14 protein-coding genes are annotated in these 15,331 nt (G+C 72.5%); 4 read left to right on the top strand and 10 right to left on the bottom strand.

The features are described 5' to 3' along the window. Positions 1-97 precede the first annotated feature (97 nt). Together ACIBK6_RS19200 and ACIBK6_RS19195 are read left to right on the top strand one after the other, a co-directional pair. Positions 98-1,852, top strand: coding sequence for a CoA transferase (locus ACIBK6_RS19200; RefSeq protein ID WP_399052446.1), 1,755 nt, complete (start codon positions 98-100; stop codon positions 1,850-1,852). Beyond that, the gene (locus tag ACIBK6_RS19195) at positions 1,849-3,513 is read left to right on the top strand and encodes a class I adenylate-forming enzyme family protein (RefSeq protein ID WP_399052445.1); all 1,665 of its coding nucleotides are present in this window, start codon (positions 1,849-1,851) and stop codon (positions 3,511-3,513) included. Before ACIBK6_RS19200 ends, ACIBK6_RS19195 begins: the two co-directional genes overlap by 4 nt. 61 nt (positions 3,514-3,574) lie before the next feature. On the opposite strand, the gene ACIBK6_RS19190 is transcribed toward ACIBK6_RS19195, so the two are convergent. The 9 genes from ACIBK6_RS19190 to ACIBK6_RS19150 form a co-directional block, all read right to left on the bottom strand. Then, complete coding sequence (locus ACIBK6_RS19190; protein ID WP_399052444.1) at positions 3,575-4,396, bottom strand: metal ABC transporter solute-binding protein, Zn/Mn family; 822 nt, start codon at positions 4,394-4,396, stop codon at positions 3,575-3,577. Beyond that, on the bottom strand, positions 4,354-5,220 hold the full coding sequence (locus ACIBK6_RS19185; RefSeq protein ID WP_399052443.1) for a metal ABC transporter permease: 867 nt from the start codon (positions 5,218-5,220) through the stop codon (positions 4,354-4,356). Before ACIBK6_RS19185 ends, ACIBK6_RS19190 begins: the two co-directional genes overlap by 43 nt. Before the next feature lie 85 nt (positions 5,221-5,305). Continuing rightward, complete coding sequence (locus ACIBK6_RS19180) at positions 5,306-5,980, bottom strand: metal ABC transporter ATP-binding protein (RefSeq protein WP_399052442.1); 675 nt, start codon at positions 5,978-5,980, stop codon at positions 5,306-5,308. Between the two features lie 70 nt (positions 5,981-6,050). After that, positions 6,051-6,692 (bottom strand): DJ-1/PfpI family protein, encoded by a 642-nt coding sequence (locus ACIBK6_RS19175; protein WP_399052441.1) that lies wholly within the window; start codon positions 6,690-6,692, stop codon positions 6,051-6,053. 214 nt (positions 6,693-6,906) lie between these two features. Continuing rightward, positions 6,907-7,419 carry a copper chaperone PCu(A)C gene (locus ACIBK6_RS19170; protein ID WP_399052440.1) on the bottom strand — a complete coding sequence of 171 codons (513 nt, stop codon included), beginning with the start codon at positions 7,417-7,419 and terminating at the stop codon, positions 6,907-6,909. Further along, positions 7,416-9,614 carry a heavy metal translocating P-type ATPase gene (locus ACIBK6_RS19165; protein WP_399052511.1) on the bottom strand — a complete coding sequence of 733 codons (2,199 nt, stop codon included), beginning with the start codon at positions 9,612-9,614 and terminating at the stop codon, positions 7,416-7,418. Before ACIBK6_RS19165 ends, ACIBK6_RS19170 begins: the two co-directional genes overlap by 4 nt. A gap of 86 nt (positions 9,615-9,700) precedes the next feature. Then, positions 9,701-9,955, bottom strand: a complete 255-nt coding sequence (locus ACIBK6_RS19160; protein ID WP_399052439.1) for a hypothetical protein — start codon at positions 9,953-9,955, stop codon at positions 9,701-9,703. Positions 9,956-10,126: 171 nt separating this feature from the next. Continuing rightward, positions 10,127-10,870 carry a YcnI family protein gene (locus ACIBK6_RS19155; protein WP_399052438.1) on the bottom strand — a complete coding sequence of 248 codons (744 nt, stop codon included), beginning with the start codon at positions 10,868-10,870 and terminating at the stop codon, positions 10,127-10,129. A gap of 35 nt (positions 10,871-10,905) precedes the next feature. Then, positions 10,906-11,487, bottom strand: coding sequence for a hypothetical protein (locus ACIBK6_RS19150; protein ID WP_399052437.1), 582 nt, complete (start codon positions 11,485-11,487; stop codon positions 10,906-10,908). A 180-nt stretch (positions 11,488-11,667) separates the two neighbouring features. Between ACIBK6_RS19150 and ACIBK6_RS19145 the strand changes: the two genes are divergently transcribed. After that, positions 11,668-11,994: a hypothetical protein gene (locus ACIBK6_RS19145; RefSeq protein ID WP_399052436.1), complete on the top strand. Its 327-nt coding sequence runs from the start codon at positions 11,668-11,670 to the stop codon at positions 11,992-11,994. 8 nt (positions 11,995-12,002) lie between these two features. Here ACIBK6_RS19145 and ACIBK6_RS19140 read toward each other — a convergent pair whose 3' ends face one another. After that, on the bottom strand, positions 12,003-12,572 hold the full coding sequence (locus ACIBK6_RS19140; protein WP_399052435.1) for a hypothetical protein: 570 nt from the start codon (positions 12,570-12,572) through the stop codon (positions 12,003-12,005). Between the two features lie 364 nt (positions 12,573-12,936). Between ACIBK6_RS19140 and ACIBK6_RS19135 the strand changes: the two genes are divergently transcribed. After that, entirely contained in the window at positions 12,937-15,309 is a 2,373-nt protein-coding gene (locus ACIBK6_RS19135; RefSeq protein ID WP_399052434.1) for a hypothetical protein, read from the top strand. Positions 15,310-15,331 lie beyond the last annotated feature (22 nt).

Raw genomic sequence — 15,331 nt, 5'->3', positions numbered from 1 at the left:
TACGAACGGCCGTCCGACTGCCTCTTCCGTGGAACAGGTCGGGGGCGATCGCCTCCGGGTTCCCGCGCGTGAGGAAACGCGTCTGGAAAGGAGAGGCATGGCGACACCAGCCATCCAACGGACGACCGGGCCGCTCGACGGGCTGCGCCTGGAGGCTTCCGGGCCGCCGGGGCCCGCCGATCAGCTCATCGCGGACCATCTGCGGCTTCTCGGCGCCGAGGGTCCGGACCGTGCTGGCAGCGGTCTCGCCCTGACCGGCGCCGGCTTCGCGGCCGTCACCGCGCACACGGCGTGGGGTACCGCGCCCGGTGTCACCGACGAGGCCACCGTGCAGGCCGCCACCGGCGTCATGGCGGTGCACGGCCGTCGCGACGGGGCCCCGCACGGGCTCGCCGTCGACTACGCGGCCACCGCGACCGGCCTGCTCGCCGTCCAGGGGCTGCTCGCCGGGCTGCTCGCGCAGGCCCGGGGCGGGTCGTTCACCACGGTGGACGTCACGGCCGAGCGGGCCGGGCTGCTCGCCGTCTCCCAGTACCTGGCCGCCGACGGAGCGGAGGAAGGCGAAGCAGTCGAACTCGGCCCCGGCGGGCCTCCCTTCACCGCCGCCGACGGCACGCTCTTCGAGCTGGAAACCCTCGACCCCGGCGCGTGGGCGGCGTACTGGCGGGCGCTCGGCGCGCCCGAGGAAGCGATACGCCGGGGCTGGCGGCCGTTCCAGTTCCGGTATGCCACGGCCTGCGCACCCTTTCCGCCCGTACTGCACGACGTGACGCGTGCCAGTTCCTGGGAGCACATCTCGTACGCCGCAGATGTCTCCGGCGCCGAGGTCTGCCCGCTGCGGTCCCTGGCCGAGCGAGCCCGCGAGTACGACGGGGCGGCGCCGTGGAAGCTCACGCCGTACGAGGCCGCGCACTCCTCCAGCGGGCAGGCGCGAAAGGCGCCGCTCGCCGGGCTGACAGTCCTGGAGGCCGGGCGCCGCATCCAGGCCCCGCTCGCCGCGCACCTGCTCGGCCTGCTCGGAGCGGACGTCATCCGCGTCGAGCCGCCGGGCGGCGACCCGCTGCGGGGCATGCCGCCCGCGTGCTCCGGGGTCTCGGCCCGGTGGCTGGCCCTCAACCGGGGGAAAGCGGCCGTTGAGCTGGACATCAAGTCCGCGGGCGACCGGGACCGGCTGCGCGCCATGGCGGCCGAGGCCGATGTGTTCCTGCACAACTGGGCGCCCGGCAAGGCCGACCAACTCGGGCTTGAGCGCAGTCAGTTGGCCGCCATCAATCCCTCGCTCGTCTACGCGTACACGAGCGGCTGGGCCGACCGGCTTCCGGGGGCGCCGATGGGCACCGACTTCATGGTCCAGGCCCGCACGGGTGTCGGCGAGGCGGCGCGGCCCGCCGGAGAACCGCCCGCGCCGTCCCTGATGACCCTTCTCGACGTGCTGGGCGGGCTGCTCGGCGCCGAGGCGGTGCTGGCGGGCCTGTTGCTGCGCGAACGCACCGGACACGGCATGCGGGTGGATTCCTCACTGCTCGGCGCCGCCGATGTCCTCACGGCGCCCGCCCGCGAGCGGATCGCCCGAGGTCTTGATCCGCGCCGCCCGGCCGGGTTCCGCCGCCCTCTGGCGACCCGCGACGGCTGGGTCGCGCCCGCCGACGCCTGCGCCACCGAGGCAAGCACGTACGACCTGCGCGAACTGCCCACGGCGGACGCCTTGGAGCTGCTGCGCGGGCACGGCCTGGCCGCGACCTCCGTCACCACCGATCTCTCCGGCCTGCACCACGACCCGCGCTTCGCCGGCTCGATCAGCCGGGACACCCACGGCGCCCCGGCCGTTCCCGACCCCTGGAGATTCGCATGACCGTCCTCCTGCACGACCTGCTGCCCGCCGAGCTGCGCCGCTCCTGGGCGGTCGACGGCACCTGCCCCGACCTCGACCTCTACAGCCTGTACCGGTCCCACCAGATCGCCGACCCGCACCGCACGTCCGTCATCGACGCCAAGGGCGCACTCTGTTACACCGCCCTTGACCGCAAGGTGCGATGTCTGGCCGCCGGGCTGTCCGGGCTCGGCATACGCCCCGGCGATGTGGTCGGCGTACAGCTTCCCAACGGGCGGCACACGGTGATCGCCGAGCTCGCGTTGGCCGCGCTCGGCGCGATCGCGCTGCCCTTCCCGGTCGGGCGCGGGGATCGCGAGGCCGTCTCGCTGCTCGGCCGGTCCGAGGCCGTCGCGGTCATCGCGGCGGCCGATCACCGCGGCAACCGTCATGCGGCCGACCTGCTCGCCCGTGCCGGGGAACTCCCCCATCTGCGTACGGTGGTCGCCGTCGGGCCCGGGACCGTACCCGAAGGGGCCGTACCCTGGGCCGAGTTGTTGCGGACCGACCCCACGGCGTACGTCCCGGCCCGCCCCGACCCCGATGCCGCCGCGCGGATCCTGGTCTCGTCCGGGTCCGAGGCCGAGCCCAAGATGGTGGCGTACTCGCACAACGCCCTGGCCGGCGGGCGCGGCAACTTCCTCGCGTCGCTGATGAAGGACGGAGAGCCGCCGCGCTGTCTGTTCCTGGTGCCGCTGGGCTCCGCGTTCGGCAGCAACGGCACGGCGGTCGCGCTCGCCCGGCACGGCGGCACGCTCGTGCTGCTCGACCACTTCACGCCCGAGGCCGCCCTGGACGCGATCGTCGCGCACCGGCCGACGCACGTCCTGGGCGTACCGACCATGATCCGGATGATGCTCGACCGGCTCGCCGAGCGCGGACGGTGGGAGTTCACCGCCCCCACGGCGCTGGTCGTCGGCGGCTCGCCGCTGGACGAGGCCACCGCCGAGGAGGCCCGCCGCACGTTCGGCTGCCCCGTGGTGAACCTCTACGGCTCGGCCGACGGCGTCAACTGCCATACGGGTCTGGTGGACGAGCCGGTACGAGGCGAGGGGCCCGGCGTGCTCGCGGGCCGTCCGGACCTGCGGGTCGCGGACATCCGCATCGCCGTTCCCGGCGAGGCCGAGGACAGGATGGAGGAGGCGCCGCGGGGCTCGGTCGGCGAGATCGTCGCCCGTGGCCCGATGACCCCGCTGTGCTACGTCGCCGCGCCCGAGCTCGACGCCCGCTATCGCACGGCCGACGGCTGGGTGCGCACCGGGGACCTCGGGCGGATGGAGGAGGACGGCACCCTGCGGATCGTCGGACGGCTCAAGGACGTGGTGATCCGGGGCGGCGCCAACATCAGCCCCGCCGAGGTGGAGCTCGAACTCGCCACGCATCCGGACGTCCGGGACGTGGTGTGCGTCGGCGTGCCCGATCCGCTGATGGGCGAGCGGTTCGCCGCCTGCGTGGTGCCGCGCGGCGGGAAGCGGCCCGCTCTCGGCGAGCTGTCCGCGCACCTCGACGCACGCGGCTTGGAGCGCCGCAAGCACCCCGAACTCCTACTACTCGTCGAAGAGTTGCCGCTCACTCCGGCAGGAAAGCCCGACCGGAATGCGTTGCGGCAGCGATGCGCGGCGACCAAGCCCTTGGCGGTGTGAGAGATGTGGCGGTGACCGTCTGACGGAGATCGGACGGCCACCGCCACGGTTCACTCCCGGGTCAGGAGCCGGACATCCCCTTCTTCACGACGGCCGCAGCGGCCTTGTAGACGGCCAGCAGGTCGAGATCCTTGTCCGGGTAGTTGACGACCTCGATCTGCTTGGCGCCGGAGTCCGGGAGCACGGTGCCCGTCGTCATGTGGACGTTGTCCAGGACCAGGGCGGGCTTCTTCTTCGACAGCTCGGCCAGCTGCTGCGCCGTCACCGCCTCGGGTCCATACGTTCCGACGACTTCCGCGCCCGCCATCTTCGCCGACCAGGTGGAGAACACCTGGGCTACGACGGCGGGCGCCTTGCCGCCGGGCCACGCGGCCTTCAAGTCCTGCTGAAGCGTGCCGTATTCGGCGTCGAAGGAGGTCTTCCACCGGGCGGCGGCGTCCTGCGTGCCGAAGAGCTTGCCGAGGCTCGCGACCTCCGCCGTCGCCTTGTCGGCGTCGTTGTCGAGGTTCACCTCGACCAGCTTCGCCTTCGATCCGGCCGCCTGCTTGATCTTCGCGGCGTACGGTTCGAACGGCGCGTACAGCACGAAGTCGGCGCCTGCGACGGCCGCGAGGTCGGACGGCTTCGGGTCGTAGTCGGGGGCGTGGTGCACCGACGGCGGGACGATGACCTTGACGTCCCGCGCGCCGGCAGCCTTGGCGAACGCGCCTTCCCAGGTGGTGGTGGCGACCACGACCGGCGCGCTCTTCTGCTTGCCGTCGGACGACGGGGAGGCGCTCTTGGCAGATGTGTCGCTTGAGCCGCAACCGGCCGTGGCCAGTACGAGGGCCGCGCCGAGGGTCAGTGCGAGGAGGGAAGGGATACGGACGCGGGGGTGCGCCATGAGCTGATTCTCCGTTCGGGGACGAGGTGGACGGCGAGGACCAGTGCCCCCGCCGTCAGGACGAGCACGGGGCCGGGCGGCAGGTCGAGCCGGAGCGCGACGAGGAAGCCGGTCGCGTTCACGACGAGGCCGATGCCGACCGCCCAGGCGGTGATGGACGTGAGGGAGGCGCCCAGGCGGCGAGCGGCGAGCGCGGGCAGCAGGGTCAGCGCATCAACGAGCAGGGCGCCGGTGAGCTTGATGGCTCCGGCGACCGCCACGGCGACCAGGACCAGGAGCAGCAGGGTCAGCCGGTCGACCCGTACGCCGGAACTGATGGCGAGTTCCCGGTCGTACAGGAGCAGTCCGAGATCCCGGCGCCGCCACCAGAACAACGCCGGTACGGCGGCAGCCAGGCTGCCGAGCACCCACAGGTCGGGGTTGCCCACGGACAGGATCGAGCCCCACAGCAGGGCGAACGCGCCCGAGGCGTTGACCCCGGAGACCGCCAGGACGAGGAGCGCGGCCGCGATGGCCAGACTCATCAGCAGACCCATCGCGCCCGACAGGCCGTCCGGGGTACGGGCCAGCGGGGCCACCGCGCCGCCCGCGAGCGCGCAGGCGACCAGGGCGCAGAGCATGGGGTCAAGGCCGGTCAGCAGGCCGACGGCGATGCCGAGCAGCGCGACGTGCATCATGGCGAACCGCACCGGCATGATGTCGAGCCCGACGATCACGACACCGACGATGGGCAGGCCGACAGCCGCCAACAGCAGGGCGGCACCGGCCCGTTGGACGGGCAGGAGCTGAAGGAGCTGGCCGAGGTCGGCGGCGGCGAGGTTCACTGGTCCTCACCTGCGCCGCGCCTCTGGCCGGTGGCTACCGGAGCCTGCCACAGCCGGGGTGCCGCCATCTCGGGCACGGCCCGGATCACCGGGAACCACCCGCCCCGGTCCTGGGCCCGGTGGCCGCCGGCGCCTCTCGCAGGCGGCCCGCGGCCATCTCAAGGACGCGGTCGCAGCGGTCGGCGAGCGCCCGGTCGTGCGTCACGACCACGACCGTCACCGGCAAGGAGAGCAACACGTCGGCCGCCTCCTCCTGGCCGGAGAAGTCGAGGGCGGCCGTGGGTTCGTCGGCGAGGACCACCCCCGCCCCGGCGGCGACGCAGCCGACCGCGCGGGCCAGGTACATGCGCTGGAGCTGGCCGCCGGACAACGTGTGGAGCGGCCGGTCCGCGAGCGGGCCGACACCCAGCTTGTGTGCCGCCTCGTCGGCCTCGGCCGCGGATCCGCTGCTCGCGAGCAACTCGCGGGCCAGGAGCGGGAACCTGCCGACGGCGGGCTTCTGCGGCACCCAGGCGCAGGCCCGCCGCCGCCAGGCCCACTCCGCCGCGGTGCGCGTGTCCCGGCCGCCGACCAGGATCCGGCCGCCCGCCTGGCGGTGCAGGCCGAGCACGGCCCGTATCAGCGTGGTCTTGCCCGACCCGTTGGTGCCGGTGATCGCGACCCGTTCGCCCGCCGCGATGTCGAGGTCCACGTCGCACACGGCGTCCACCCGGCCATGACGGCACGCGACCTCGCGCAGCCGTACGTCCAACCCGTCCATCCCACCTCCTTGTTCTCGACAGGAGTCGGACGGAAGGTGCGGGTAGTTCCCACGGGTTCGGGGTGAGGGCTCAGCGGGCGGCGTCGGCGAGCAGTTTCAGAGCCAGCTTCTGGAGTTCCTCCCCGGCCTTCTCCGGGCTGCCGGTGTCGTACGGCGGGTCGGGGTCGTACTCGACGGCGAGCTGCATCGCCTGCACCACCTCTTCGCCGGACAGGCGGGCCGCGAGATGCAGGCCCATGTCGAGTCCCGCGGAGACACCAGCCGCTGTAATGATCTTCCCGGCCTCGACGAAACGGCCCGGCGCATACGTCGCACCGGCGTCCTTGAGGAACGGGCGCGATGCCCAGTACGTGGTGGCCGGCAGGCCCCGCAGCAGCCCGGCGGCGCCCAGGATTAGCGAGCCCGTGCACACGGATGTGGTCCACGCGGCGTGCTGGTGAATGCGCCGAATCCAGTCGTGGACCCCGGTGTCCTTCATCATCGCCACGGTCCCCCGGTTGCCCCCACCGGGAACCAACAGCACGTCGGTGCGCCGCACTTCATGCAAGGCGTGTTCAGCGACGAGGGTCAGCTGCCCGGTGTCGGTGCGGACCGGACCGGACTGTTTGGCCACCATCGTCACGCGCGTTCTCGGCAGCCTGCACAACACCTCATACGGTCCCACCGCATCCAGCGCGGTGAACCCGTCGTAGAGCAGCACGGCGACACTCAACACTCCAGGTTCCGCCGCCCGGGCCTGACCGCCTGCTCCGATAGTGGCCGCAAGCCCGAGCCCTCCCGCCACCGCGGTCCGCAACACCCCTCGACGACTCTGCCCCTGCTTCTTGCCCATCGCTCAACACCCCTCGCTGTCAAGGACATTACGGTCGGCGTCGCTCCTCAGCAGTCGGACTGCGCGGCGCGATGCCTCCCGGCGTGGAAGGGGGTCAGCCGGTGCCGGGGCGGATCACCACGGCCTCGACGGCGACACTTACGCCGCGTTCGAAGTGCAGGACGAACGGCACCCGGTCGCCCGCGCGCCACCGCGCATCCCCTTGCACCATGACGTCCGTACCACCGGGTGCCATGTCCAGGGCCGCACCGGCCGGGAGGGTGACCGAGTCCAGCACGGCCATGGACCCCGCCCGGCCGTCCGCCGTGCGGAGCTCGCGCGCGAGCATGCCGGCGCCCGTCACCGGGGAGGTGACGTTGGTCAACCGGTCTGCGGAACCTCCCGTGTTGGAGATCCGGAAGAAGACGGCCGTCTCACGCGCCTGGCCGGACGGCAGGAAAACGCGCCCGTCCGACACCTCGATGCGGGCCTGGGTTCGGGCAAGACCCGCGCCGGTCCAGGCGGTGAGGCCGCCCAGAGCGACCGCACAGGCCGCCACAGGTACGAGGGCGGCGGCGACACCGTCGGCGAACCGACGGCGCGCGAGCCGCCACGGGCGGGCGGTCATCGCCTGCCGCCCCTCGGGGCCCGCCACGGCTGCCAGGTGCGCAGCCGGAGGCTGTTGCCGACCACGAGGAGCGAGCTGGCCGACATCGCGACGGCAGCCACCATGGGATCGAGCAGGCCAACGGCCGCGAGCGGCAGAGTGACCGCGTTGTAGCCGAAGGCCCAGACGAGATTGACGCGGATGATGGCCAGCGTCCGCCGGGCCAGCAAAACGGCGTCCGCGACGGCTTCGATGCTGCCGCGCACCAGCGTCACATCGGCGGCCCCGATGGCCACGTCCGTACCGCCGCCCATGGCGATGCCGAGGTCGGCGCCGGCCAGCGCGGCGGCATCGTTCACACCATCGCCGATGACCGCCACCCGATGCCCGCGCTCTCTCAACTCCCGTACCAGATCAGCCTTCTGCTCCGGGGAGCATCGGGCCCGTACGTCGGTGATACCGAGGTCGTCCGCGACGGCGCGGGCGGTCGCCTCCCGGTCGCCAGTGGCCAGGACCGGGCGCACCCCGAGCCGCCGGAGCCGGTCGACGGCCCGGTAACTACCGGGCCGCACCAGGTCGCCGGCCTCGATGACAGCCTCGGGTACGCCGTCCACCCGGACCAGGACGGCGGTGTGCGCGGCGGCCTCGGCCTCGGCGAGCGCGACACCCAGCGGTCCGCTCAACTCGGCTGGAGGCGCGCCGACTTCGACCAGTCGGCCGTCCACCCGCCCGGTGACACCCCGCCCGGCCGTGGCTCGGAATTCGGCCACCTCGGGCAAGGGCCGCTCCGGCAGCGCTCGTTGAGCATGCGCGGTGATCGCCCTGCCCAGGGGGTGTTCCGAGCCCTGCTCGACGGCTCCGGCGAGCCGCAGTGCGGCCCCCTTGCCGATGCCGTCCGGCGCCGCGGTGACCCGGGCCACCATCATGTGGCCGGAGGTGAGCGTGCCGGTCTTGTCCAGGACGACGGTGTCGATGTGCCGCAGCGCCTCCAGTGCCCGCGGCCCACTGACCAGGACGCCGAGCTGGGCGCCGCGCCCGGTGGCCGCCATCAAAGCGGTGGGGGTGGCAAGTCCCAGGGCGCAGGGGCAGGCAACGACCAGGACCGCCACGCTCGCGGTGATCGCCGCCTGGGGGTCCGCTCCCGCGCCGAGCCAGAAGCCGAGCACGGTCACGGCGAGCGCGAGGACCGTCGGCACGAAGACCCCGGCGACCGTGTCGGCGAGGCGCTGGGCGCGGGCCTTGCCCGCCTGGGCCTCGGTGACGAGGCGGGTGATCCGCGCGAGCTGGGTATCGGCGCCGACGGCGGTGGCCCGGACGAGCAGCAGCCCACCTGCGTTGACGGCGCCGCCGACCACGGTCGAGCCCGGTCCGACCTCGACCGGCTCGCTCTCGCCGGTCACCAGCGACAGGTCCACGGCGGAGCTACCCTCCACGACCACCCCATCGGTCGCGACCCGCTCCCCCGGCCGCACCACGAAGTCCTGACCAACCGTCAACTGCCTGATGGGGATGAGGCGTTCACGGCCGCCCTCCCGCACTGAGACGTCCTTGGCGGCGCGGTTCGCGAGGGAGCGCAGCGCGGCTCCGGTGCCGTGCCGGGCGCGCGCCTCCAGGAACCGTCCGGTCAGCACGAACAGCGGAACGCCGACGGCGGCCTCCAAGTACAGGTGCGCCGTGCCGTCGTCGGCGGAGGGCACCAGGCTGAACGGCATGCGCATGCCGGGCGTGCCCGCGCCGCCCAGGAAGAGGGCGTACGCCGACCAGCCGAAGGACGCGGCCACGCCGAGGGAGACGAGGGTATCCATGGTCGCGGCGGAATGCCGCAGCCCGCGCAGCGCGCGGACGTGGAAGGGCCATGCTCCCCACACCGCGACCGGCGCGGCGAGCATGAAGCAGAGCCACTGCCAGTTGCGGAACTGTCCTGCGGGCACCATCGACAGCACGAGGACGGGCAGCGCGAGCACCGCGACCACCACGAGCCGGTCCCGCTCCACGTGCGCCCGCACGGCCTCGGGCCGCTCCTCTTCCTGTGCGGGCGGGGCCGGGAGCTCGGCCGTGTATCCCGCCCGTTCGACGGCCGCGACCAGTTCGTCGGCGGCGAGGCCCGGCGGGTGGCTGACCCGCGCCCGCCCGGTGGCCAAGTTCACGGTCGCGCTCACGCCGTCGATCCGACCGAGCCGCTTCTCGACACGCTTCACACAGGCCGCGCAGGTCATGCCGCCGATGATCAGGTCAGTGGCCACGGATTCGCCGGAGGCTTCGGGGGCGCCGAAGGCACCGGATCCGCCGGAGGTTTCGGGGGTCATCGTCCGCCGCCTCCGTGCATGCCGCCCATGTCCCCCATGCCGCCGCCCTCGCGCTGAGGTGCCGGGCCGCCCCCAGAGCCGGTCCCCGTGTGGTGCATGCCGGGTGCGACCGGGCCGACCGCGCCGCCGACTTCGTACGAGACCCAGAGGATCAGCGCGAGGAGGAGCAGGAATCCGCAGAGTGCGGGCGGCGGCGCGAAGCGACGCGACACCGGCATGGCGCCGGGACGAGGCTGTTGTGGTTCTGCCATCACCGTTCTCCCGAAGTGGTGCGGTGGCGGCGGTGCTCCGGCACCGCGCGCCGTTCGAGGAGTCGGCCCGTCGAGGGCGCGGGTTCCGGGCCGCCCAGGTGGCGTGGGTCACACGGGAGCGGTGGTCCGCCCCGTCACCGGTTCTCCGGGACGGGTCGGACCACCGTCGGGTCAGACCTGTGGCGACCGGTGTCCGCGACGGATCGCGATCACGGCGGCGGCCAGGCCCAGCACGCCGACGACGAGTCCCGCGATGCCCAGGCCACGGGCTGTGCCGTCACTGGACGACGCGGCGCCGGCCTTGGGGGCTGCGGGCGAGACGCTCGGGGACGCGGGGGCCGCCCCGCTGTCCCCGGTCGCCGCCTTGGTGAGGCTCAGGACCGGCGCCGGATTCGCCGGTTCGGGCTGGCCCTGCTTGGCCTCGTCGATCCAGCGGACCGTCTTGCCGTCGGAGTAGGTCTGCAGGGTCTTGAACGACAGCTGGTCGGTGTCGGCGGGCAGTTGGCCGAAGGCGACGTTGAAGTCCTGGTACTGGCCGGGATCGATCTTGCCGCCGGTCCAGGTGATCTCCGAGGCGGCCTCGGTGATGGTGCCGTCGTCGGTCTTGACCGGGGTCTTGAGCTTGGCGGTCGTCACCTGGGCCGTCCAGCCCGGCGTCTGAGTGACCAGGACGCCCAGCAGGGGGTGGTCGGTGGGCACAAAGACCTGGATCTTCGTGGTGCTCGCGTTGTCCTCCTCGTTAGGGACGCGGAAGGTCAGGACGCCGTCCGTGGCGCCCTTCGCGTAACTGCCGGGGTGGACGGTGACATGGGCGAAGGCCACGCCGGCGGCGGCCAGGACTCCGGCCGACGCGAGCGCGGCCGCGAGTCCGGTCCGGCGCAGGGCACGCCGAAGAGAGGTGCGTATGGGGATCATGAGCGGAACTCCGAAGGGGAGACGGCGGGTTGGGGTCAGCGCGTGTACGACAGCGCCGACGGCGGCCCCCGACGGGACACGGCGTACCGGAGCAGCACCTGCCTCAGCACCTGCGGGGCCGCCCCCGAGCGTCGTACGGGTCCACGGCGTGCGGGGGCCGGAAGCACATCCGTCCCGGCCCGCCACCAGGCCGCGAGGCCGGGAACGAACGCCACGGCTCTGCGCAGCAGGGACCAGACGGCCGCCTCCCCGCGCCGCAGCCACCAGGACGCGACCAGCGCGGCCGCGGTGTGGGCCGCGACGGCATGGGGCGTCACCGCGTGGGCATGCGTCATCCGCATGCCGTGCATGGCCATCGCGGTGCGGGGCCGGGCGGCCTCGTAGGCGCAGTGCAGGCCCGCCTGCCCGGCGAGGGTCGCGCTCCCGATCCCTGCCAGTGAACGCTCGCGGCCCCCGAGCAGGAAGCCGAGGACGAAGATCCCGAGGAATCCGGCACCGTCCGCCCACAGCGGCGGCAGCTCGCCCATCGCCAGGCCATGCCCCCCGACGGCGAGCAGCACGCACATCGCGGCGAACACCGCCGCGCGCACGCCCCGTACCATCATGGAGACACTCATAGTGGCCGCATCCTCCCATGCGCCACCGGCGGCCGGACCCGTCAGTCGGCGTCCGTCTCCACGACGCCGTTGATCAGACCCTGCCACCACTCGCGTCAGCGATCCCGTGCGGATTCGGCATGGCGGGGAACCGACCACGCGGCTAGCAGCGCGGCCGTGGCCGCCCCTATGCTCAAGCCTGTGGCCGAGGAAGGTGCGGCGCCGGTGCATGTCACCTACCACCCAGGGGATCCCCGCAGTACGGAACTGTCGGTACGGGTCGGGGACGAGATCGTTCTCGCTCTGCACGGGACGGTGGGCTATGCCTGGGCGCCGGTCACCGGGGCCGAGGGGCCGCTGGTCCTCGTCTCCGCCGAGTCCCGCGAGGGCGTGATCCGTGCGACGGTCCGTGCCCGCGGGGAGGGCGAGGCGGAGTTGCGGTCGACGTCGTCGTTCCGGGGTGACCGTTTCGGTCCGCAGACGCTGCTGTGGCGGCTGTCGGTGCGGGTCACGGCTGACGCCCCCTGAGCCCCGTATCAGCGCCCCGTTTCAGTACGCCCGCGCAAGAGGCTGACGTACACGCTCAGTTGCCAGCCGTCGGACGGCGGGCCGTGCGGATCGGGCGTGAAGGTGTCGGCCGAGGTCAGGTCGGCCGTACCGGGGAGGAGCGCGCGGAGTGTCGTCGTCGTGGTGCGGTCGGGGCCGGTATGGCTGTGCACGACGGCGACGACGGCGGGGGCTGAAGTGGCCACGGGTGCCCATTGGTAGGAAGCCCTCGCGGTGAGGGTGACCACGATCTCGGCCCCGGGGCGGACGCAGGCGCTGCGCAGCGGGTTGTCGGCGCCCGGATGGAGCACCTGCAGGGTGCCGCTCAGGCAGCCGTCCCGAGGTGCCGTCGGGGCGGTGGTCCTGCTCGTCGGCGGTGAGGGGCTCGGCGGCGGCGCGGCGGACGTGGCGGTGGGCGGTCCGGGTACCGGGGGCCTGGTTGTGGCCGTCGGGCCACCGGCCGGTGGGGCGGTCGTGACGGTGCCGGACCCGCAGGCGGTCAGGGCCGCCGCGGCAACCGCCAGCGCAAGAGCGACAGTTGGCAGGCCGGGTGATCTCATCACGCCTCCCTCCGCAGCCGGAGGTGAAGGGCACCCCGGGCGGGCGGGGCACCCGGCACGCGGTTGCCGTTACCCCCGACCGTCCCTCCGGCAGCTTCCGACGTCAAGGCAGCGCGTACCGGCGAACCTCCCGGCGCGCGGCCGCGAACCACCTGGCGCGCACCCCCGAGCGTTCGGCTGAGCACCGCCCGCCCCGGCGGTCTCCGTAAATTCTCGGTTTCCCGCCGACGTGTTTCTGCCACCACTCTTGCGTGGTGGCATGTCCAGGACGAAACTCCCGGACTGCGAACACGCGTGCACCTTTGCGTGAACGTCCTTCCCCCACCGTTCCCGGTCCAATTCCGGGTGCCAGAAAGGATGTTCAGTGCCACGCTCCCTATCCGGCAGACGAAGATTCGTCGCCCTCGCCGCCTCGCTGGCCCTGGTCCCGGCCGCCTGGTTCGCCGTACCCGCCGCCCACGCGTCCCCCGCCCCCACCCCTGCTCCGGCGGCCCAGCACTCGGCCGACTCCGGACCGGCCGTCCACCACGACACCTCTCCCCCACTGCGCTCCCTGCACGCCGCCGCGGCCGGCCCGCGCGCCCCGCACAACCAACCCGACCACGAGCAGCGCCTCCCTCACCCGCCCGCCTCCAAGGTCCCGGACCCGGTGGTGCAGCACTCCCCCGGCGGGCAGTCCGCGCCGTCCACCACCAGCAACTTCGAGGGGATCGGCGCCGCCAACTATTCGGTCACCGGGGTGCCGCCGGACCCGAACGCCGCGGTCGGCTCCACCCAGATCCTCGAGGTCGTCAACACCGCCTACGCCGTGTATTCCAAGACCGGCGCGACGATCCTGGGCCCGACGAACACCAACGCACTGTGGTCCGGCTTCGGCGGCTCCTGCCAGTCGGCCAACGACGGGGACGCCACCGTCCGCTGGGACACCCTGGCCAACCAGTGGGTGATCACGCAGTTCGCGAACGTCACCTCGTCCGCCGGACCGTACTACGAGTGCGTGGCCGTCTCCACCAGCGCGGATGCCACCGGCTCGTACAACCGGTACTCCTACCAGTACGCCAACTTCCCGGACTACCCCAAGATCTCGGTGTGGCCGGACGCGTACTACGTCACGTACAACATGTTCACCCCGTCCGGGACCTTCCTGAACGCGGAAGTCTGCGCGATGGACCGGGCGAACATGCTCACCGGGGCGGCCGCCACCCAGCAGTGCTACACCACCTCGTCCTCGTACGGCGGACTGCTCGGCTCCGACCTCGACGGCTCCACCGCACCGCCGTCCGGCGAGCCGGAACTCCTGGTCGGGCTGGGGACGACGAGCACGACACTGGCGTACTTCAAGTTCCACGTCGACTGGAGCACACCCGCCAACTCCAGCTTCACCGGCCCCAATTCGCTGACCGTCGCGGCCTACACGACGGCCTGCGGCGCCTCGGGAACCTGCATCCCGCAGGGCGGCACCAGTCAGCAGCTGGACTCGCTGTCCGACCGGACGATGTACCGCCTGGCCTACCGCAACTTCGGCGACCACGAGTCCCTGGTGGTCAACCACGCCGTGACGGCCGGGAGTTCGGTGGGGGTGCGCTGGTACGAGCTGCGCCTGTCCGGCGGCAACCCGACCGTCTACCAGCAGGGCACCTACGCCCCGGACGCCACCTACCGCTGGATGGGCTCCATCGCCCAGGACAAAGCCGGCAACACCGCACTCGGCTACTCGCAGTCCTCGTCCTCCACACACCCGTCGATCCGGTTCACCGGACGGCTGGCCGCCGACGCACCGGGCACGATGACACAGGCCGAATCCACGATCACCACCGGCGGCGGCTCGCAGACCTCCTATAGCCGCTGGGGCGACTACACCTCGATGGCCGTCGACCCGAGCGACGACTGCACCTTCTGGTACACGGACGAGTACGAACCGGCGAACGGCAGCTTCAACTGGCACACCCGCATCGCCTCCTTCACCCTCCCCAACTGCGGTGTGCCGAGCAATGACTTCGCGCTCTCGCTGAGCCCGACGTCAGCAACTGTGACAGCCGGATCATCGACCACGGCCATGGTCACCACCAGCGTGGCCTCAGGCACCGCCGAGACCATCAACCTCTCCGCGACCGGCCTGCCGTCCGGGGCGACCGCGTCGTTCAGCCCGGCCTCGGTGACCGCCGGCGGCAGCTCAACCATGACGATCACCACCTCGGCCAGCACGCCGTCCGGCAACGCAACGATCACCGTCGCCGGCACCAGCCCGTCCACCACCCACACCGCCCCGTTCGCACTGACGGTCACCGGCGGCACAGGCGGCGGGATCACCAACGGCGGCTTCGAGACCGGCACCCTGTCCGGCTGGACCACCACCGGAACCACCACGCTCGTCAACTCCGGCGTCCACAGCGGAACCTACGCCGCCCGCGTCGGCGGCACATCACCCACCAACGGCAACTCCTCAATCGCGCAGACCTTCACCGCACCGTCCGGCAGCAGCACGGTGTCGTTCTGGTACGACGTGTTCTGCCCGGACACCGTCACCTATGACTGGGCGACCGCCACACTGAAGGACAACACCACCGGCACCACGGCCACCGTTCTGGCCAAGGCCTGCACCAACGGCGCGGGCTGGAAGCAGGCGTCATCGGCGATCACCGCCGGGCACTCCTACACGCTGACGCTGATCAGCAAGGACGACAACTACCCGGGCGACCCCACCTACACCCTCTACGACGACGCCACCACGGCCTGATCCCCAGGGCCCCTCAACGAGC

The sequence above is a fragment of the Streptomyces sp. NPDC050485 genome (assembly GCF_044458185.1).
Lineage (GTDB): Bacteria > Actinomycetota > Actinomycetes > Streptomycetales > Streptomycetaceae > Streptomyces.
Note: the sequence above shows the minus strand (reverse complement) of the source record. Positions and strands in the feature narration are given on the sequence as shown.